At 76.4% G+C, this 22,957-nt stretch carries 2 protein-coding genes; both read left to right on the forward strand.

Annotated features, from left to right (window positions below):
* Positions 1-9 precede the first annotated feature (9 nt).
* Positions 10-17,661 (forward strand): type I polyketide synthase, encoded by a 17,652-nt coding sequence (locus CC117_RS39030; protein WP_071084461.1) that lies wholly within the window; start codon positions 10-12, stop codon positions 17,659-17,661.
* A gap of 54 nt (positions 17,662-17,715) precedes the next feature.
* Entirely contained in the window at positions 17,716-22,941 is a 5,226-nt protein-coding gene (locus tag CC117_RS14660) for a beta-ketoacyl synthase N-terminal-like domain-containing protein (protein ID WP_456320346.1), read from the forward strand.
* Positions 22,942-22,957: the final 16 nt, after the last annotated feature.

Below are 22,957 nucleotides of genomic sequence, written 5' to 3' on the forward strand. Positions count from 1 at the left end.
TCTGTTGACGTGGCGAACGAAGCGAAACTGCGGGACTTCCTGAAGAAGGTCACCGCGGACCTCGCCCGCACCCGGCAGCGCCTTCAGGAGGTCGAGGCCGGGCAGGTCGAGCCCGTGGCGATCGTCGGGATGGCCTGCCGCTACCCGGGCGGGGTGCGCTCACCCGAGGACCTGTGGCGGCTGGTGACGACCGGAACCGATGCGATCAGCCCGTTCCCGACCGACCGTGGCTGGGACGTCGACACGCTTTACCACCCGGACCCCGACCACACCGGGACGTCCTACGCGCGGACCGGTGGCTTCCTGGAGAGTGCGGCGGACTTCGACGCCGAGTTCTTCGGAATGTCGCCGCGCGAGGCCGCCGCCACCGACCCGCAGCAGCGGCTGCTGCTGGAGATCGCCTGGGAGACCCTCGAACGCGCCGGCATCGACCCGGTCGCGCTACGCGGCAGCCGCACCGGGGTGTTCGCCGGAGTCATGTACGGCGACTACGGCGGCCGGCTGCTGCACCGCGCTCCCAGCGGGTTCGAGGGGTACATCGGCAGCGGGAGCGCGGGCAGCGTCGCCTCCGGCCGGGTCTCCTACAGCCTCGGCCTGGAAGGACCCGCGGTCACCGTCGACACCGCGTGCTCGTCGTCGCTGGTCGCCGTCCACCTGGCCATGCAGGCACTGCGGGCCGGGGAGTGCTCGCTGGCGCTCGCCGGCGGGGTGACGGTTCTCGCGAGCCCGGCCGTGTTCGTCGAGTTCAGCCGCCAGCGCGGCCTGTCCCCCGACGGCCGCTGCAAGGCCTTCGCGGACTCCGCCGACGGCACCGGCTGGGGTGAGGGCGCCGGCCTGCTGCTCCTGGAGAAGCTCTCCGACGCCCGTGCGAACGGCCACCGCATCCTCGGCGTCCTGCGCGGCTCCGCGGTCAACCAGGACGGCGCCTCCAGCCAGCTCACCGCCCCGAACGGCCCGTCCCAGCAGCGGGTCATCCGGGCCGCGCTCGCCTCCGCCCGGCTCGGCCCGGCGGACGTCGACGCGGTGGAGGCGCACGGCACCGGCACCACCCTCGGCGACCCGATCGAGGCGCATGCCCTGCTCGCCGCCTACGGGCAGGAGCGACCGGACGACCGGCCGCTCTACCTCGGCTCGGTCAAGTCGAACATCGGCCACTCGCAGGCGGCGGCGGGCGTCGCGGGCATCATCAAGATGGTCCAGGCCCTCGAGCACGGAGTCCTGCCCGCCACCCTGCACGTCGACCAGCCCAGCAGCCACGTCGACTGGACCGCCGGCCACGTCCGCCTGCTCACCGACGCCCGGCCCTGGCCCGACGTCGACCGGCCCCGCCGCGCCGCCGTCTCCGCCTTCGGCATCAGCGGCACCAACGCCCATGTCATCGTCGAGCAGGCCCCCGCGCCGGTGGAGGAGGACGGCGCCACCGACGTGAGCGGAGGCGCCGGCGCGCACAGCGTGCACGGCGGCGCCGGCAGCGCCGGCCCCGTGGTGTGGCCGCTGTCCGCCCGCACCCCGCAGGCGCTCGGCGCGCAGGCCGCCGCGCTGGCCACCCGCCTCGCCGACCTCGGAGCGGCCGGGGACGTGGTGGATGCCCGGGATGTGGGGTTCGCGCTGGCCACCTCACGTGCCCAGCTGGACCACCGGGCCGTGATCGTCGCGGACGACCTCGGCGCGGCTCTCGACCGGCTGCGCGCCTTCGCCGGCGATGCGGACCAACCCGCCGACGGTGCACAGGCCGCCGCGGTGGGTGGCCCCGGCGCTGTGGGCGGCCCCGGCGCTGTGGCGGGAACCGTCCGCCGGCCGGGAAAGACAGCGCTGCTGTTCACCGGCCAGGGCAGCCAGCGCCCGGGGATGGGCCGCCAGCTGGCCGCCGCGTTCCCCGTCTTCGCCGAGGCGTTCGGCGCCGCGATCGCCGCCCTCGACGCACACCTGGGGCAGGGGCCGGGCCGGGCCGACGCGGCCCAGCCCTCGCTGAGCGAGGTGCTGACCGCCGCCCCTGACGGCGACACCGCCGCGCTCGTCCACCAGACGCTCTACACGCAACCGGCGCTGTTCGCGTTCGAGGTGGCCCTGTACCGGCTGGTGACCGCGCACGGCGTGCGGGCCGACTACCTCGCCGGCCACTCCCTGGGAGAGATCACCGCCGCCCATCTGGCCGGCGTGTTCACCCTCGACGACGCCGCGCGCCTGGTCGCCGCCCGCGCCCGGCTCATGCAGACGCTGCCCGCCGGCGGCGCGATGGCCTCGTTCGACGGCGCCGAGCCCGACGTCGCCGCGTTGCTGACCGGCCACGCCGACCGGCTCGCGATCGCCGCGACGAACACACCGACGTCCACCGTCGTCTCCGGTGACGCCGACGCCCTGGCCGCCGTCGAGCAGGCGTGGCGGGACCGCGGCGGGCGGACCCGCCGGCTGACGGTCTCCGGCGCGTTCCACTCCCCGCACACCGATGCCGTCCTGGACGCCTTCGCGGCCATCGCGGCGACGGTCGACTACACGGCGCCGACCACTCCCGTCGTCTCCAACCTGACGGGTGTGCTCGCGGTGCCGGCGGAGATCGCGACCCCGGCGTACTGGGTGCGCCACATCCGCCAGGCCGTGCGGTTCCACCAGGGCATCGAGACACTCCACGGCCTCGGCGTCACGACCTTCCTCGAGCTCGGGCCGGACGCCACGCTCACGAGCCTGACCCGCGCCACCCTGGAGCACCGCGGCGTCCTGGGGCGCACCGCCACCCCGGCAGAGAGCACGGCAGCGGGCGGCGGCGTCGCACCGGCAGGCAGCACCGCACCGGCAGGCAGCATCGGTGCCGATCCGCACCTTGTCGCGACCGCACGCCGCGGCCGGGACGAGGCGACGGGCGTGGTCACCGCGCTGGCGCAGTTGCACGTCCGTGGCGACCGGGTGGATCTGACACCGTTGTTCGCCGGCCGCGCCGGGGCCGAGTTCGAGCTGCCGACCTACGCCTTCCAGCACCGCCGCTACTGGCTGGACGCTCCGGCGGACGGCGGCGACGTGGCCCGGCTCGGCCTGCGGGCCGCCGGCCATCCGCTGCTCGGCGCGACCACGACGCTCGCCGACACCGACGGTGTCCTGTTCACCGGCCGGCTCTCCGCCGGCGAGCAGCCCTGGCTCGCCGACCACGTGGTGGGCGGGGTCGTCACGGTGCCGGCGGCGGCCCTGGTCGACCTGGCCCTGCACGTCACGGGCGCCGGCACCGCCGCCGCGGCCCGGCTGGAGTCGTTCGCCGCCGAGGCGCCGCTCGTGCTGCCGCCCGACGGGTCGGTGGACCTTCAGGTGAGCCTCGCCCATCCGGACGAGTCCGGCCGGCGCGTGGTCCGCCTGCACAGCCGCCCGGCGACCCCGGAGGGGAGCGAGGACATCGCCACGCCGGGCTGGCGGACCCACGCGACGGCGGTCACCGTCTCCGCGGCCGGCGACACCACCGGGGAGGCCGGCGACGCGCTGGTCTGGCCGCCGTCCGACGCTGCCGCCGTCGACGTGGACGAGCTGTACGAGCGGCTCGCCGCCCTCGGCTACGGCCTGGGGGCCTCGTTCGGCGGCCTGCGGGCGGCGTGGGCGAACGCGGACACCTGGTACGCGGAGATCGGCACCGTCCAGGAGACGGAGACCGATGCTCCCGACGGTGATCCGACGGCCGGGTACGGCCTGCACCCCACGCTGCTGGACACCGTGCTCCACCCACTGCTGACCGGCCTCGACCGGGCGGGTGATCTCGTGGCGCTGACCGGCGTGCGCCTGGTCGCGTCCGGAGCGGACACCCTGCGGGTCCGGCTGCGCCGCCTTGAGGACTCCGACGAGGCCGGGACCCCGGCGGACGCGGCGCCCACCGGCTCCACGACGTCCACCACGACGACCACCACGACGACCCCTGCGTCTGCCATCGGCGCGCGGAGCTACGCGCTGACGATCCAGGACGCCGCCGGCTCGCCGGTCGCCGCAGCCGACAGGCTGACGGTCGCGCCGTTCGCCGCGGACGCGCTGCGGGCCCCCGCGGCCGGCAGCCGCCCGCTGTTCCGGACGGACTGGGTCTCCCTGCCCACCCCGGGCGAGGCGGAGCGGACGTCCACCGAGACCGGGCCGTGGGCGGTGCTCGGCGCCGACGTGCTGGGGCTGACCGCCGGCGCGGGTGCCTGGCGCCACCCCGTCACCGGCTACCGGGACCTCGCCGCGCTGCGGGAGGCGCTCACGGATGGCGCGGCGGCACCCGGCCAGGTGGTCGCCGGCTTCGTCGACGGCCCTGCCGACGACGCGGCCGACGACGGCCCGCAGGCGGCGCGCCTGGCGGCCGAGCGCGCGCTGGAGCTGGTGCAGGAGTGGCTGGCCGACGAGCGGCTCACCGCCGCTCGGCTGGTCGTCGTCACCCGCCAGGCCGCGCCTGGCGCCGTTCCGGCTGCCGGGGCCGATCTGACACACGCGCCGCTGTGGGGGCTGGTCCGCTCGGCGCAGGCGGAACATCCCGGCCGGTTCGTCCTGCTGGACCTGGACGGCTCACCGACGGCCGCGGACGACGCCGCAGCGGAAGCCGCCATCTCCGACGACTCCGTGTACGCAGCCCTGGCACACGGGCTCGGCGCGGGCGAGCCGCAGCTCGCGATCCGCGGCGGCGGCGTGCTCGTGCCCCGGCTGGTCACGGTCACGGCCGCGGCCGGCCCGGTGCCGAGCGATCCGGCCGGAGCCGGGCTGGACCCGGCGGGGACGGTGCTGATCACCGGCGGCACCGGCACCCTCGGCGCCCTCACGGCCCGCCACCTCGTCACCCACCACGGGGCCCGCCGCCTCGTGCTCGTCAGCCGCCGCGGCCCGGCCGCGCCCGGTGCGGACGACCTCGCCGCAGAGCTCACCGCGCTGGGCGCCGACGTCCGGATCATCGCCGCGGACCTCACCGACCAGGACGCCGCCCGGCAGCTGGTCGCGGACGTTCCCGCCGCGCACCCGCTCACCGCGGTCGTCCACACCGCGGGCGTGCTGGACGACGCCACGCTGGTGGCCCTGACACCGGCCCAGCTGCACACCGTCCTCCAGCCGAAGATCGACGCGGCCTGGAACCTGCACCAGGCCACCCTCGACCAGCCGCTGGCCGCGTTCGTCCTGTACTCGTCCCTCGCCGGGACGCTCGGCACCGCCGGCCAGGCCAACTACGCCGCCGCCAACACCTACCTCGACGCGCTCGCCCACCACCGCCACGCCCTCGGCCGCCCCGCCACCAGCCTCGCCTGGGGCCTGTGGGACACCGGCGACGGGATGGACGCCGCGCTGAGCACGGTGGACCGGTCGAGGATCAGCCGCTACGGCGTGGTGCCGATCAGTGTCGACGAGGGCCTGGCGCTCCTCGACGCCGCGCTCGCCAGCGGCCACGCCACACTTGTCCCGGCCGGGCTCGACCTGCCGGCGCTGGCCGCCCGGGCCCGCGGCGGCGAGGCGTCGGGCGAGCCGTTCCCGGCGATCCTGCGCTCCCTCGTCCCGGCCGCCGCCGCGCGCCGCGGCTCCCGCCGCCGGGACGGCGCACTGGCCCGCCGGCTCGCCGCGGCGAACGACGCGGAGCGCGACCGCATCCTGCTCGATCTGGTCCGGGTCGCGGTCGCGGCGATCCTCAACCACGCGAGCGGGGACGCGGTCGCGCCGGACCGGGCGTTCAGCAGTCTCGGGTTCGACTCGCTCGCCGCGGTGGAGCTGCGCAACCGGCTCGGTGCGCAGACCTCGCTGGCACTGCCGGCGACCCTGGTCTTCGACTACCCGACTCCCGCCGCCCTCGCCGGTTTCCTGCGGTCCGAGCTGGACGGACTGGCCAGCCGGGCCGGGTCGGAGCCGGGAGCGGCCGCCGGGGCACGGACGACGTCCCGTGCCGCCGGCGACGCGGACGAGCCGATCGCCGTCGTCGCCATCGGCTGCCGGTTCCCGGGCGGGGTGGCTTCGCCCGAGGACCTGTGGGACCTGCTGGTCTCCGGCCGGGACGCGATCACCGGGTTCCCGACCAACCGCGGCTGGGACCTCGACGGCCTGTACGACCCGGAGCCCGGCCTGCCGCTGCGGACCTACGCCCGGGAGGGCGGGTTCCTGCACGACGCCGGTGACTTCGACGCCGAGTTCTTCGGCATCTCGCCGCGCGAGGCGGCCGCCACCGACCCGCAGCAGCGGCTGCTGCTGGAGGTCGCCTGGGAGACCTTCGAACGCGCCGGGATCGACCCGACGTCGCTGCGCGGCAGCCGCACCGGCGTGTTCGCCGGCGTCATCTCGCAGGACTACGGCCCGCGCGCTCTCGCCATGCCCGCCGGCTACGAGGGCTACTTCCTCGCCGGCAGCACGACGAGCGTCGCCTCGGGCCGGGTCTCCTACACGTTCGGGCTGGAGGGCCCGGCGGTCACGATCGACACCGCCTGCTCGTCGTCGCTGGTCGCCGTGCACCTCGCCGCCCAGRCCCTGCGCAACGGCGAGTGCACACTGGCGCTGGCCGGCGGCGTCACCGTGATCGGCAGTCCGGGGATCTTCACGGAGTTCAGCCGGCAGCGGGGTCTGTCGCCCGACGGCCGCTGCAAGGCCTTCGCCGACGCCGCCGACGGCACCGGCTGGGGTGAGGGCGCCGGCCTGCTGCTCCTGGAGAAACTCTCCGACGCCCGCGCGAACGGCCACCAGATCCTCGCGGTGGTGCGCGGCTCCGCCGTCAACCAGGACGGCGCCTCCAACGGCCTCACCGCGCCCAACGGCCCCTCCCAGCAGCGCCTGATCCGCACCGCCCTCACCAACGCCGGGCTGAGCCCGTCCGACGTGGATGCCGTGGAGGCCCACGGCACCGGCACCACCCTCGGCGACCCCATCGAGGCCCAGGCACTGCTGCGGACCTACGGCCAGAACCGACCGGACGACCGGCCGCTCTACCTGGGCTCCGTCAAGTCGAACATCGGCCACACCCAGGCCGCCGCCGGCGCCGCCGGCCTCATCAAGATGATCGGCGCGCTGCACCACGGCGTCCTGCCGGCAACCCTGCACGTCGACCAGCCCAGCCACCACGTCGACTGGACCAGCGGCCACGTCCAGCTCCTCACCGGAACCACACCCTGGCCCGACGTCCACCGAGCCCGCCGCGCTGCCGTCTCCTCCTTCGGCATCAGCGGCACCAACGCCCACGTCATCCTCGAACAGGCCCCCGACCAGCCGGGCGAGGAGCCGGCGGCGGCCGGGGCGCCGATGCCGGCCGCCGTCGAGCCCCGCGCCGCGGAGCGATCCGACCCCGCGGCACCGCCGGCAGCCGGCGTGACCGGCGGGCCGCTCGCGTGGCTGCTGTCGGCACGCTCGGCGCAGGCGCTCGCAGAGCAGGCGCGTCGCCTCCAGGCCTTCCTCGACGGCCGTGGCGGCGTCGACCTGACGGCCATCGGATCTGCGCTGGCGACCGCCCGGGCCACCCTCGAGGAGCGGGCGGTGCTCCTCGGCTCGGACGAGACCACCCTGCGGCGCGCGCTGGACGCGCTGGCCCGGGGAGACACGGACACAGCGCTGGCACGCGGAACCGTCCCCGCCGCCGGCACCGGCCGGACGGCGTTCCTGTTCACCGGCCAGGGCAGCCAGCGGCCGGGGATGATCCGCGAGCTGTACGCGGCGTATCCCCGGTTCGCGACGGCGCTGGACACGGTCACCGCGCGTCTCGACGACGCGCTCGCGGCCATCCCCGCACGGAGTACTCCGCCAGGCACCCCGTCAGCCCCGCCAGGCGGGACCGGCGCGGCGGCCGGCGCGGTCTGGCCGGCGCTGCGGGACGTCCTGCATGCCGACCCGCAGGCCGAGCCGGAGACGGCCGCCCTGATCCACCAGACCGTCTTCGCGCAGACCGGCCTGTTCGCCTTCGAGGTGGCGCTGCACGAGCTGGTGCGCTCCGCCGGGATCGTCGCGGACCATCTGATCGGCCACTCGATCGGCGAGCTGACCGCGGCGCATGTCGCCGGAGTGCTCACCCTCGACGACGCGGCCCGGCTGGTCGCCGCCCGCGCCCGCCTGATGCAGGACCTCCCGGCCGGCGGAGCGATGATCTCCGTAGCCGCACCGGAGCCCGAGGTGCTGGCGGTTCTCGCCGACCTCGCCCCCGGCGCGGACGTGGGCGTCGCGGCGGTCAACGGCCCGTCCGCCACCGTGATCTCCGGGGACGCGGAGGCCACCCGGCGGGTCGCCGCCCGGCTCGCCGAGCAGGGGCGGCGCACCCGCGAGCTGACGGTCAGCCACGCCTTCCACTCACCGCACATGGACGGCATGCTCGACGACTTCGCCGCGTTCGCCGCCACCCTGAGCTACGCCGAGCCGGCCATCCCGGTCATCTCGAACCTGACCGGCGCTCCGGCCGACCCGGCCGAGATCAGCACACCCGGGTACTGGGTCCGGCATGTCCGCGACGCCGTCCGCTTCCACCAGGGCGTCCGCGCGCTGCGCGACCTCGGTGTCACGACCTGGCTGGAGCTGGGGCCGGACAGCACCCTCACCGGACTCGCCCAGGCCAGCCTCGCCGACGACGCGGCGAGCGCGCAGGGTCGCCCGGATGGTGCCGGGGGCGGGGACACGGAGCCTGTCGCGGCCRCCGCGCCCCTCGCCGTGCCGGCGCTGCGCCGCGGCCGCGACGGTGCCGAGACACTGCTGGCCGCGCTGGCCGCGCTCCACGTGCACGGCCACGCCGTGGACTGGCGCGCCGTACTGCCCGACCCGGGCACCGGACGCACCGGACCCACCGCTCGCGAGGCCGCCAGGGTCGCCGCCGCCCTGCCGACCTACCCGTTCCAGCGCCGGACCTACTGGCTGCCCGCCGGTGCCGGCGCCGCGGCGGGGGCGTCCGAGCTCGGGCTCACGCCGGTGGCGCACCCGCTGCTCGGCGCGGTGGTACCGCTCGCGGACGGCGACCGGGTGGTCCTCACCGGCCGGCTGTCCACGGCCGCCCACCCCTGGCTGGCCGACCACGTCGTCGCCGGCAGGGTGCTGATGCCGGGCACCGGCCTGCTCGACCTCGTCCTGCACGCCGCCGGCCATACGGACACCCCTCGGGTGGAGGAGCTGACGCTGCGCGAGCCGCTGGCGCTGCACGGCGAGGGCACCCTGGACGTCCAGATCGAGATCGGCGGCGCCGACCCGGCGGGGGCGCGGGCGCTCACCGTGCACAGCCGCCCGGCGGCCGGTGCCGGTGCCGGTGCCGGTGCCGCCGGCGGGGACGGGACCGACCGGCCGGGGTGGCGCCTGCACGCCACCGCCGTCCTCACCGCGGCCGAGTCCGGGGGGCACGACCAGGTGACGGACGGCGGCGCGGGTGCCCTCGACCCGGGCTTCGCGGAGCTCGCGGGCAGCTGGCCGCCGGCCGCCGCCGAGCCGGTGGACCTGGACGGCCTGTACGACGCGCTGGCCGGCACGGGGCTCGACTACGGCCCGGCCTTCCAGGGCCTGCGGGCCGCCTGGCGCCGCGGAGCCGAGACGTTCACCGAGGTCGTCCTGCCGGACGGGGAGCCGGCCGACGCCGGGTCGTTCGGTGTCCATCCCGCGCTGCTCGACGCGGCGCTGCACCCGCTGGCATCCCGGCCGGACGTCGACCGCCCGGCGGGCGCCGGACAACCCTCCCAGGCCGCGGACGGCCTCCGGCTGCCGTTCTCCTGGAGCGGGGTCACGCTGCACGGGCCCGGGCCGCGGGCGCTGCGCGTGCGGCTCTCGCCCGCGCCGGCGGACGCCGGCCGTGGCGCGGTGAGCCTGCTCGTCGCGGACGGCACCGGCGCACCGGTCGTCTCCGTCCGGGCGCTGGCCGTACGGACGGTCCACCCGGACGCCCTCGCGGCGGCCGACTCGTCGACGTCCACCGCGGAGACGCTGTTCACCCTGCGATGGGACGAGCTCACCGCCGACGGCCCCACCGCTGCCGGGGTCGGTGCGGCTGGCAGTGACGCAGGCACCGGACGCTGGCTGGTCATCGGCCGGCAGAGCACGCGCCTCGCCGGGCTGCTGGCCGGTATCGGCCTCGACGCAGGTGCCCACGGCGGGATCGGCCCGTCCCCGGCGTTCGGTGCCGATCCCGAGACGCCCGCCGGGCGGGCGACCGCCGGTCTCGAACCGGCTGCCGTGCGCGCGGGCGTCGCGGAGACGCTGGCGGCGCTCCAGGACGTTCTCGCCGCCGAGGACGACCCGGACGGGACACGCGTCCTGGTCGTCACCGAGGGCGCTCTCGCGGCGGCCGCGGGGGACCTCGCCGATCCGGCACAGGCACCGAGCTGGGGGCTGGTGCGCACCGCCCAGAGCGAGTACCCGGGCCGGTTCGTGCTGCTCGACCTGCCAGCGCGCGCGGCCCTGGTGAACACCTCGGATGAGGCCGCCCCGGAAGATGACGCGGAGCGGGACCACCCGGAGCTGGGCGACGCGCTGCGGCGGATCACCGGCGCTGCCGTCACCGCTGGCGAGAACCAGTTCGCGGTCCGCGACGGCGCCGTCCTGGTGCCCCGACTGGTCCGGGCGCCCGCCGGCGAGCGGCCCGGACGCCACCTGGACCCGGCGGGGACGGTGCTCGTCACCGGCGRCACCGGCACCCTCGGCGCCCTCGCCGCCCGCCACCTCGTCACCCACCACGGCATCCGCCACCTGCTCCTGGTCAGCCGCCGCGGCCCCGACGCCCCCGGCGCGGGCGGCCTCGCCACCGACCTCACCGCGCTCGGCGCCGACGTCCAGATCGTGGCGGCCGACCTGACCGACGCGGCCGCGGCCGCGGCACTCATCGACACCATTCCGACCCACCGGCCGCTCACAGCCGTCCTGCACACCGCCGGCGTCCTGCACGACGCCACCCTGGCCAACCTCACCGCGGACCAGCTCGACACCGTCCTGACATCCAAGATCGACACCAGCTGGAACCTGCACCAGGCCACCCTCGACCAGCCGCTCGCCGCCTTCGTCCTCTACTCGTCCCTGGCCGGCACCGTCGGCACACCCGGTCAGGCCAACTACGCCGCCGCCAACACCTACCTGGACGCCCTCGCCCACCACCGCCACGCCCTCGGCCGCCCCGCGACCAGCCTCGCCTGGGGACTGTGGGAGGCCACCAGCACCATCACCGCCGAGCTGACGGCCACCGACCGCACCCGCATCCGCCGCGCGGGGCTGCTCCCGCTGACGGCGCCGCTGGGGCTGGCACTGCTCGACGCCGCGCTCACCCGGGCGGAACCGCTCCTCGTACCCGCCCGCTTCGACCTGGCCGCGCTGCGCGGCGGGGCGACGACCGGCACAGCGGCGCCGCCGGTGCCGGTTCCGGTGCTGCGGGGTATCGCGCCCGCGCCGGTGCGGCGCCGGCGGGCCGCGGTGGATGACGGACCGGCGAACGAGCTCGTCCGGCGGCTGCTCGCGCTGCCGGCGCAGGAGCGCACGGCACCCGTCCTCGACCTGGTCCGGACGACGGTCGCCACGGTGCTCGGCCACCCGGATCCGAGCGCGGTGCAGGCTGACCGGGCCTTCTCGGCGAGCGGGTTCGACTCACTGGCCTCCGTGGAGCTGCGCAACCAGCTCGGCGCCCGCACCGGCCTGCGGCTGCCGGCCACCCTCGTCTTCGACCACCCCACCCCCGCGGCGCTGGCCGCGTTCCTGCGCGACGAGCTGCTCCGGCTCGCCGGGCCGGCCGGGGCGCCCGGTCAGGACGCCGACGCGCCGCCGGCGTCCACCCGGCCGGCCGGCGACGTCGACGAGCCGATCGCGATCGTGGCGATGGCCTGCCGCTACCCCGGCGACGTCACCACCCCGGAGGAGCTGTGGCAGCTGGTCGCCGGCGGCGTCGACGCCGTCAGCGACTTCCCCACCGACCGCGGCTGGAACGTCGACCGGCTGTACGACCCGGACCCGGAGGCTGCCGGGAAGTCGTACGCCCGCCACGGCGGGTTCCTGCACCACGCGCCCGACTTCGACGCCGAGTTCTTCGGGATCTCGCCGCGCGAGGCGGCCGCCACCGACCCGCAGCAGCGGCTGCTGCTGGAGGTCGCCTGGGAGGCCTTCGAACGGGCCGGGCTCGACCCGACATCGCTGCGCGGCAGCCGCACCGGGGTGTTCGCCGGCGTCATGTACAGCGACTACGCCGCTCGGCTGATCAACCGGGTGCCCGCCGAGTTCGAGCCGTACCTCGGCAACGGCAGCGCGGGCAGTGTCGCCTCGGGCCGGGTGGCGTACACGTTCGGCCTCGAGGGCCCCGCCGTCACCGTGGACACCGCCTGCTCGTCGTCGCTGGTCGCCGTGCACCTCGCCGCCCAGGCCCTGCGCAGCGGCGAGTGCACCCTCGCCCTCGCCGGCGGCGTGACCGTCATGGCCAGCCCCGCCGTGTTCGTCGAGTTCAGCCGGCAGCGGGGCCTGTCGCCCGACGGCCGCTGCAAGGCCTTCGCCGACGCCGCCGACGGCACCGGCTGGGGCGAAGGCGCCGGCCTGCTGCTCCTGGAGAAACTCTCCGACGCCCGCACCAACGGCCACCAGATCCTCGCCGTGATCCGCGGTTCCGCCGTCAACCAGGACGGTGCCTCCAACGGCCTCACCGCCCCCAACGGGCCCTCCCAGCAACGCGTCATCCGCACCGCCCTCACCAACGCCCGGCTGAACCCCGCCGACGTCGACGCCGTCGAGGCCCACGGCACCGGCACCACCCTCGGTGATCCCATCGAGGCCCAGGCACTCCTCGCCACCTACGGCCAGAACCGACCCGAAGACCGCCCCCTCTACCTCGGCTCCGTCAAATCGAACATCGGCCACACCCAGGCCGCCGCCGGCGCCGCCGGCATCATCAAAATGGCCCAGGCCATCCAGCACGGCATCCTGCCCGCCACCCTGCACATCGACCAGCCCAGCCACCACGTCGACTGGACCACCGGCCACGTCCAACTCCTCACCGAACCCACACCCTGGCCCGACGTCGACCGCCCCCGCCGCGCCGCCATCTCCTCCTTCGGCATCAGCGGCACCAACGCCCACGTCATCCTCGAACAAGCCCCCGACCAGCCGAGGACGACACCGGCCGCGCGCACGGACGCCGAGCCGGGCGCCGACCCGTCAGGTGCCGACGCGGCGGGTACGGCCTCGGCGGGCGCGGAGGTTCCTGGCCCCGCGCCGCAGGTCGAGGTGCCGCCGCCGTGGATCCTCTCCGCGCGCACCCCGGCAGCACTGCGGGCGCTGGCCGCCCGGCTGCACCAGCGGCTCGCCGGCGTGGACGGGCCGCCCGCGGCGGCTGTCGCTCATGCCCTCACCCACGCCCGCGCCCTGTTCGACCACCGGGCGGTGGTGGTCGGCGCTGACCGGGACGAGCTGGTCGGCGGCCTGGCGGCGCTCGCCGCGGGCGCGCCGGCGCCCGGTCTCGTCGGCGAACGAGCCGACGCCGCCGGGGCGGTTCCGGGAAAGGTGGCGTTCCTGTTCAGCGGTCAGGGCAGCCAGCGCCCCGGCATGGGCCGTGAACTCGCCGCCGCCTTCCCCACCTTCGCCACCGCCTACGACGAGACGATCACCGCCCTCGACACCCACCTCACCCCCACCACAACCCCCCAGGCCACCGACACCCCACCCAGCCTGCGCGACGTCCTCACCGCCAGCCCCGACACCCACCCCGACCTCGCCACCCTCATCCACCAGACCCGCTACACCCAACCCGCCCTCTTCGCCTTCGAAGTCGCCCTCCACCACCTCCTCACCTCCCTCGGCGTCCACCCCCACCACCTCACCGGCCACTCCCTCGGCGAACTCACCGCCGCCCACCTCGCCGGCGTCCTCACCCTCGACGACGCCGCCCGACTCGTCACCGCCCGCGCCAGCCTCATGCAGAAACTCCCCACCGACGGCGCCATGCTCTCCCTGCGCACCACCGAGGAACAGGCCCGGGAGCTCCTCGCCGGGCACGAGGACGAGGTCTCCGTCGCCGCGACCAACAGCTCACGGGCAACCGTCCTGTCCGGCTCCGCCGCCGCCATCGACCAGATCGAGCAGGCCGCCCGCGAGGCGGGCATCCGCACCCGCCGGCTCACCGTCTCCGGCGCCTTCCACTCCCCCCACACCGACGCACTCCTCGACGACTTCGCCACCATCGCCAGGACCATCCAGTACGAGACCCCGAAAATCCCCGTCGTCTCCAACCTCACCGGCGCCCTCGCCGACCCCACAGACATCACCACCCCCGACTACTGGGTCCGACACCTGCGCGGCACCGTCCGCTTCCACCAGGGCATCCAGACCCTCCACACCCTCGGCGTCGACACGTTCCTGGAAATCGGGCCGGACGCGACACTCGCGACCCTCACCGAGGAGATCCTCGACGGCGCCGAGCGCCGGTCCCGGGTGGCCGCGGCGCTGCGCCGGGGCCGCAGCGAGCAGCTTGCCCTGCTCACCGCGCTCGCCGAGGTCCACGTCGAGGGCCATCCGGTCGACTGGCGGGCGCTGACGCCACCGGTGGCCGAGGCGGCGGACCGGCCGGTCGACCTGCCGACCTACCCCTTCCAGCGCCGGCGCTTCTGGATCGGGCCGCCGGCCGCGGACACGGACGCCACCGGCCTCGGGCTGCTCCCGGGGGCGCACCCCCTGCTGGCGGCGACGGTGGACGTCGCCGAGACCGGCGCGAGCGTCTTCACCGGCCGCCTGTCCGTCGACGAGACACCGTGGCTGGCCGACCACGCGATCGCCGGCACGATCCTGCTGCCCGGTGCCGCGCTCGTCGACCTCGCGCTGCACGCCGCGGCGCACGTGGGTGGCTCCGTCCTGGCGGAGCTGACCCTCGCGGCCCCGGTCACCATCCACCACCCGGGCACACGGACGATCCAGGTGACCCTGGGCGGACAGGACGAGGCCGGCCGCCGGCCGCTCACCGTCCACACGGCGCCGGACGGTGCGGAGCCCGGCGAGGACCCGGGCTGGGTCCGGCACGCCACCGGCACCGTCATCACCGCCGGTCCAGACGGCGCCGACGGCGTGGACGGCGTGGACGGCGTGGACGGCGTGGACCCGGCTCATGGGCCGTGGCCGCCGGCCGGTGCCGAGGCGATCGACGTCAGCGGTCACTACGACCGGCTGGCCGAGGCCGGGTACGAGTACGGCCCGGCCTTCCAGGGCCTGCGGGCCGCCTGGCGGGACGGCGACGACATCGTCGCCGAGGTGGCTCCCGAGGCAGCCGAGCAGGCCGGGTACACCACAGACGCAACGGCCCCGGGCGCTTCGGGGCACGTCCTGCACCCGGCGCTGCTCGACGCGGCGCTGCACGCGATCAGCCTGCTGCCAGGTGCCGGTGCCGGTGCCGGCGGGATCTTCCTGCCGTTCGCCTGGGAGGGCGTGCGGATCCTCGCCACGGGCGGGGTGTCGGGGCTCGGGACGGGCGGGGCGGCATCGGGCGTCCTGCGCGTCCGGGTGACCCCGCGGCCGGACACCGCCGCGGCCGCGGCCGCGGACGGCGCCGACGGGGGCACGGTCACGGTGGCGCTCCGGCTGTACGACGGCGCGGGTGTGCCCGTCGCCGCGGTCGAGGCGCTGCGGCTGCGCCCGATCAGCCCCGAGCAGGTCGGCGGCGCCGCGCGCCGCCATCACGAGGACCTCTACCAGGTGCGCTGGGAGCCGGCGCCGGCCGCGGCGACCAGCCCCGCGGCAGGCCCGGCCGACGGGCGATGGGGCTGGGTCGGGCCGGGCGACGCCCCGTTCGAGGACGCGCCGGGCGAGATCGCCGCGGTGCGCGCCGCCGGCGCCGAGGTCGTCCGGTACGCCGACCTGCCCGCGCTCGGTGCCGCCGGGCAGGCACCCGGGGTGGTGCTGACCGCGTTCACCGGCCAGCCGGCCGACCCCGGCCCGGCGGACGCACGGCAGGCGACCGCCCGCGCTCTGGTTCTGCTTACCGCGTGGCTGGAGGACGAGCGCCTCGCCTCCACGCGGCTGGTCCTGCTCACCCGCGGCGCGGTCGCCACCGAGGCCCCGGCGGACGCCTCGACCGGCGTCCCGGTGGACGTCCCGGCCGGCGCTCCGGCGGGCGGGGGCGTCGACCTCACGCACGCTGCGCTGTGGGGGCTGGTCCGCTCGGCGCAGGCGGAGTACCCCGGCAGGTTCCTGCTGGTGGATGTCGACGGCGAGGACGCCTCACGGCGCGCCGTCGCCGCCGCCGTCAGGTGGGCTCTGGCCGCCGACGAGCCCGCGCTCGCTGTCCGTGATGGCGCGGTTCTCGTGCCGAGGCTGGCCCGGGTGCCCGTGGCGGACGGTCCGGCTCCCACCAGCGCGACCGGTGATCTCGCCGGGACATGCCCAGCCGACCCGACCGGCACGGTGGACCCCGCGGGGACGGTGCTCGTCACCGGCGGCACCGGCACCCTCGGCGCCCTGGCCGCCCGCCACCTCGTCACCCACCACGGCGTCCGCCATGTGCTGCTGGTCAGCCGACGCGGGGCCGCCGCCCCCGGGGCCGCCGAGCTCATCGCCGAGCTCACCGGCCTCGGCGCCGAGCCACACGTCGCCGCCACTGATCTGACCGACCCCGTCGCCACCCGAGCCCTCGTCGACGCCGTTCCGGCCGAGCGTCCGCTGACCGCCGTCGTCCACACGGCGGGTGTGCTGCAGGACGCCACGCTGGCCGCCCTGACCCCGGACCAGCTCGACACCGTCCTGAAGGCGAAGATCGACACCGCCTGGAACCTGCACCAGGCCACCCGAGAGCAGCCACTGGCCGCGTTCGTCCTGTACTCGTCGCTGGCCGGCACCGTCGGCACCGCCGGTCAGGCGAACTACGCCGCCGCCAACGCCTACCTCGACGCCCTGGCGCACCACCGCCGCGCGGCCGGACGTCCCGCCACCAGCCTGGCCTGGGGTCTGTGGGCCACCGGCGACGGCATGGACACGACTCTCACCGCGGCCGAACGGTCCCGGATAGCCCGCACCGGGCTCGCCGCCCTCGCCCCGGAGCAGGGGCTGGCCCTGCTGGACGTCGCGCTCACGCTCGACACGCCGGCCGTGGTGCCGGCTCGGCTCGACCTGGCCACGCTGCGCGGGCTGTACCAGCAGGCGCCCGAGGGCACGGCGGCGCTGCCCGCGCTGCTGCGCGGCCTCGTCCGGGTACCGGCGCGCAGGCGGGGTGCGGCCCCGGCGGCGGGCACGGCCGGTTCCACCGCCGACGCCCCGCTGGCCGGCCTGACCGACGACGAGCGTCGCGCCCGGCTGGAGGTGCTGGTGCGCCAGGCTGTCGCGGGCGTGCTCGGGCACGCCGAGCACCTCGCCGTCGAGGTCGACCGGGGTTTCTCCGAGCTCGGGTTCGACTCGCTCACCGCCGTCGAGCTGCGCAACCGGCTCGACGCCGGCACCGGGCTACGGCTACCGGCAACGCTGATCTTCGACTACCCGACCCCACGGGCGCTCGTCGAGCACCTGTGGGCGCAGACCGCGCCGGCCGCGGGCGGCTCCGGCGGCGGGCTCACCTCGCTCGCCGACCTGGACCGGCTGGAGGCGACGCTGGCCGGCCGCGCACCCGACGACCAGTGGCGCCGGGACATCACCGCACGCCTCACCGTGCTGCTGGGCACGGTGACCGCGGCCGACGCCGCCGGGTCGGACCGGGCTCGTGGCGGCGACGGGGCCGACGCCGCGCTGAGCGTGGCGGAGCTGCGCGCGGCAAGCAACGACGACCTCTTCAACCTGATCGACAACGATCTCGGGATCGCCTGACCAGCCCGGGTCACCTTCCAAGGGAGCAACGCTGTCATGGCGGACGAGGACAAGCTGCGGGACTACCTGACCCGCGTGGTCGCCGAGCTGGCGCAGACACGCGCGCGGCTGCGCGAGGTGGAGTCCGCCGCGCTCGAACCGATCGCCATCGTCGGGATGGCCTGCCGGTATCCGGGCGGGGCGGAGTCCCCGGCCGACCTGTGGCGGCTGGTAGCCGAAGGGACGGACGCCATCGGCCCGTTCCCGGCCGACCGCGGGTGGGATGTCGACACGCTCTACCACCCGGACCCGGAGCACGCGGGCACCTCCTACGCCCGCGACGGCGGCTTCCTCTACGACGCCGCCGCGTTCGACCCGGCGTTCTTCGGGATCAGCCCGCGGGAGGCGCTGGCCGTCGACCCGCAGCAGCGACTCCTGCTGGAGATCGCCTGGGAGGCCTTCGAACGGGCCGGGCTCGACCCGACGTCGCTGCGCGGCAGCCGCACCGGCGTGTTCGCCGGCGTCATGTACGACGACTACGCGGGACGGCTGCTCGGCGGCATCCCGCCGGAGTTCGAGCCCTACCTGGGCGCCGGCAGCGCGGGCAGTGTCGCCTCGGGCCGGGTGGCGTACACGTTCGGCCTCGAGGGCCCCGCCGTCACCGTGGACACCGCCTGCTCGTCGTCGCTGGTCGCCGTGCACCTCGCCGCCCAGGCCCTGCGCCGCGGTGAGTGCACGCTGGCGCTGGCCGGCGGGGTGACGGTGATGGCGACGCCGGGCACCTTCGTGGAGTTCAGCCGGCAGCGCGGGCTGTCACCCGACGGCCGCTGCAAGGCCTTCGCCGACGCCGCCGACGGCACCGGCTGGGGTGAGGGCGCCGGCCTGCTGCTCCTGGAGAAACTCTCCGACGCCCAGGCGAACGGCCACCGGGTGCTCGCCGTGGTACGGGGCTCCGCGGTCAACCAGGACGGTGCCTCCAGCCAGCTCACCGCGCCGAACGGACCGGCCCAGCAGCGGGTCATCCGGGCCGCGCTGGCGGACGCCCGACTGTCGGTGGTGGACGTCGACGCGGTGGAGGCGCACGGCACCGGCACCACACTCGGTGATCCCATCGAGGCCCAGGCACTCCTCGCCACCTACGGCCAGAACCGACCCGAGGACCGCCCCCTCTACCTCGGCTCCGTCAAATCGAACATCGGCCACACCCAGGCCGCCGCCGGCGCCGCCGGCATCATCAAAATGGCCCAGGCCATCCAGCACGGCATCCTGCCCGCCACCCTGCACGTCGACCAGCCCAGCCACCACGTCGACTGGACCACCGGCCACGTCCAACTCCTCACCGAACCCACACCCTGGCCCGACGTCGACCGCCCCCGCCGCGCCGCCATCTCCTCCTTCGGCATCAGCGGCACCAACGCCCACGTCATCCTCGAACAGGCCCCCGACCAGCCGGGCGAGGAGCTGGCGCCGGCCGTACCGGAGCTGCCCGGGGAACAGGCTGTCGCCGACCGGCCCGGCACGCCGAAGCCGCCGAGCCTGCCGTGGCTGCTGTCGGCCCGGTCGCGGCCGGCGCTGCGCGCACAGGCGGCCCGCCTCGTCACCGCGCTCGACGCGGGCGCCACCGACCCGGACGCCGTCGGCCAGGTTCTCGCCACCGGCAGGGCCGTCTTCGCCCACCGGGCCGCGGTCACCGCCACGGGTGCGGCCACCGTTACCGGGCCGGACGCCCGGCTGGCGGCGCTGCGCGCGCTGGCCGCCGACGAGGACGCCGAAGGCCTGGTCCGCGGGCCGCAGAGCGGGGTCGGCACCGCCCGCCCGCGAGTCGTCCTGGTGTTCCCCGGGCAGGGCGCGCAGTGGCCGGGCATGGCCCGCGAGCTGGCCGCGACCAGCCCGGTCTTCGCCGAGCACCTGCGCGCCGCCACCGATGCGCTGCGTCCACACCTTGACGTCGACCTGTTCGCCCTGCTCACCGGTTCCGGGGAGGCCGCGGGAACGGCGGATGGGGCCACGTTGGAGCGGGTGGAGGTCGTCCAGCCGGCGCTGTTCGCGGTCATGGTCGCACTTGCCGGGCTGTGGCGGCACCTCGGCGTCGAACCGGACGCGGTGCTCGGCCACAGCCAGGGAGAGATCGCCGCGGCCCATGTCGCGGGGGCGCTGAGCCTCGCCGACGCCGCGCGTCTGAGCGCCCTGCGGGCCCGGGCACTCACCAGCCTGGCCGGGCAGGGCGGGATGCTCTCGGTCGCCCTGCCCGCCGAACAGACCGGCGAGCGCCTGGCACCGTACGGCGACGCGGCGCACGTGGCGGCGGTCAACAGCCCGACGTCCACAGTCGTCTCGGGGACCACGGCGGCGCTCGACGCGCTGGCCGCCGATCTCACTCGGGACGGCATCCGGAGCAGGCGTGTCCCGGTCGACTACGCGTCGCACTCGCCGCAGGTCGAGGCGATCGCGGACGAGTTGCGGGCAGCGGCCGGCGGCACCACCCCACAGCCGGCGTCGGTGCCGTTCCACTCGACCGTCACCGCCGGGCCGGTCGACACCACCGAGCTGGACGCCGACTACTGGTACCGCAACATCCGCGAGCCGGTCCGCTTCCACAGGACCGTGCAGGGGCTGCTGCGCGCCGGCCATCAGGTGTTCCTGGAGGTCAGCCCGCACCCGGTGGTGAYGGTCGGCATCACCGAGACGATCGAGGCCGAAGCCGAAGCCGGCCGCCCGGCCGCCGCCGGCACGGGACGCGGTGACGCCGGGCCGGGCAGCGCGGTGGCAGTCGGGACGCTGCGTCGGGACGACGGTGGGTGGCCCCGGTTCCTGGCCAGCGCGGCGGAGCTGCACACCCACGGCGTCGCGGTCGCCTGGGTGGCGGCGCGTCCCGGCACGGCACCGCGTCCCGTGACCGTGGAGCTGCCCACCTACCCGTTCGAACGACGGCGCTTCTGGCTCGACCGACCCGTCACCGCCGGCGGCGACCCGCTCGACCGGTGGCGCTACCGCGAGGTGTGGCGCCTGCTCGCCGGGCCGACGCCCCGCCCACCGGCGCCGCCGGCCGCGGCGCGACCGGTCGACCTGACCGGCTCCTGGCTGTTGGTCGCACCGACGGCGCTCGCGGACGGACCGCACGCCCGGTTCGTCACCGCGGCCCTCGCGGTGCACGGCGGTCAGACCCACCTGCTGCCCGTCGACCTGTCGGCCGGCGACGGCGACGCGGCCTGGTTCGCCGACCGGCTCGAAGCTGGCGAGGCAGAGGACCCACGCGGAGTGATCTCGCTGCTGGGTCTCGCACCCGGCCACCACCCCGCGCACCCGGCGGTGCCCGCGGGCATCGCCGGCACCCTCGAACTTGTCCGGGCGCTGGCGGACCGCCCGCTCGGTGCACGGCTGTGGGCGGTCACCAGCGGCGCGGTGCGCACCGGCCAGCCGGACGACCCGACGTCGTCGCCGGAGCAGGCGCAGCTGTGGGGGCTCGGCCGCACCGTCGCGCTGGAGCATCCGGAGCTCTGGGCCGGTCTGATCGACCTGCCCCGTCTCGCCGCCGAGACCGCCGAGACCGCCGAGACCGCCGGGGACGCCGCGGACGACCTGGAGCGAGCCGGACCCGTTGCCTCCGAGCCGGCCGAGCTGTTCGCCCGGCTGCTGGCCGGCAGCACCAGGCGTGCCGCCGACGCCGACGACCTCGCCGAGGCCGGAGAGGAGGCCGAAGACCAGGTGGCGCTGCGCTCCGCGGGCGGGTTCGCCCGCCGGCTGGTGCGGGCCGGTCACCTGCCGGCCGCCGCCGGTAGCTGGCGCCCGCACGGCACCGTGCTCGTCACCGGCGGGACCGGGGGCATCGGCGCCCACCTGGCCCGCTGGCTCGCCGACAACGGCGCCGAGCACCTGATCCTGACGAGCCGCCGCGGTGCCGCCGCCCCGGGCGCCGCCGAGCTGGTCGCCGAGCTCACCGCCCGGGACGTCACGGCCGCGGCCACCGAGGCTGCCGACGGCGAGCCGGTCGACACCAGCACCGCCGCGGCCTCCAAAGTGGCCGTGACGGTGCTGGCCGCCGACACGGCCGACCCGGCGTCGGTGGACGTCCTGCGCACCGCGCTCGACGCGGCCGGCCCGCCGCTGACGGCCGTCTTCCACGCCGCCGGGCTGGCCCAGGAGGCCGCCCCGGTGGCGACGATGACGGTGGCCGACTACGCCGAGGTCGTCGCGGCGAAGACCACCGGCGCGGAACTGATCGCCGCGGCCGTCGCCGACCACCCCGTCGAGGCGTTCGTCCTGTTCTCGTCGAACGCCGGTGTGTGGGGTTCCGGCGGGCAGGGGGCCTATGCCGCCGGGAACGCCCACCTCGACCTGCTTGCCCACCGGCTGCGTGGGCAGGGCCGCCCGGCGCTGTCGGTGGCCTGGGGGGCCTGGGCCGACGGCGGCATGCTCGCCCGGCCGGAGGCGGCGGACAACCTCCAGCGACGCGGGCTGCGGCTGATGGCACCACGGTTGGCACTGCGCGCCCTCGCCGCCGCGATCGCGGCGGACGAGACCACGCTCAGCGTCACCGACATGGACTGGAGCCGGTTCGCGCCGGCGTTCACCGCCCGCCGGCCGAGCCCACTGCTCAGCGCGATCGAGGACGTCCGCGCCGCGCTCGGCGCCGATCGCCCGGGCGGGACCGGCCCCGCGGACAGCCCGGACAGCACCGGGACCGGCGGGCCGGCCGACGACGCCCCGGCACGACTGCGGGCCCGGCTGGCAGCGGCCCCGACACCCGCCGACCGCGACTCGGTTCTGCTCGACGTGGTCCGGGCAGCGGTCGCGGCGTCCCTGGGGCATGCCGACCCGGCCCAGCTCGACGCGGACGTCCCGTTCAAGGACCTGGGGCTCGACTCGCTCACCGCGGTGGAGGTCCGCAACCGGCTGAACGCCGCGACCGGCCTGCGCCTGCCGACGGTGCTCGTCTTCGACCACCCGACCCCGCTCGCCGTGGTGGAACGCCTGCGCACCGAGATCGCCTTCCCGACCGGGGCGGAGGCCGGTGGGCCCGGCGACGCGGACGGCGGCGGCGCCCTGGCCGCGGTCCCGGTGCAGCGGCGGGTCGACGAGCTGGAGCGGGTGCTCGCCGCGCTGCCCACCGACGATCCCACCGCGCACGCGGCCGTCGACCGGCTGCAGGCCCTGCTGTGGAGCTGGACCGAACGCCGCGAGGGTCAGCGAGGCCGGCCGGACGGGCGTCCGGAACCCGCCGACGCCTTCGACGTGACGAGCGACGACGAGCTGTTCGCCGTGCTCGACCGAGAACTGGACGAGGACGGGGTCGGCCGGTGAACCGAGCCACATCCGA

This window comes from Parafrankia colletiae, from assembly GCF_001854655.1.
Taxonomy (GTDB): domain Bacteria; phylum Actinomycetota; class Actinomycetes; order Frankiales; family Frankiaceae; genus Parafrankia; species Parafrankia colletiae.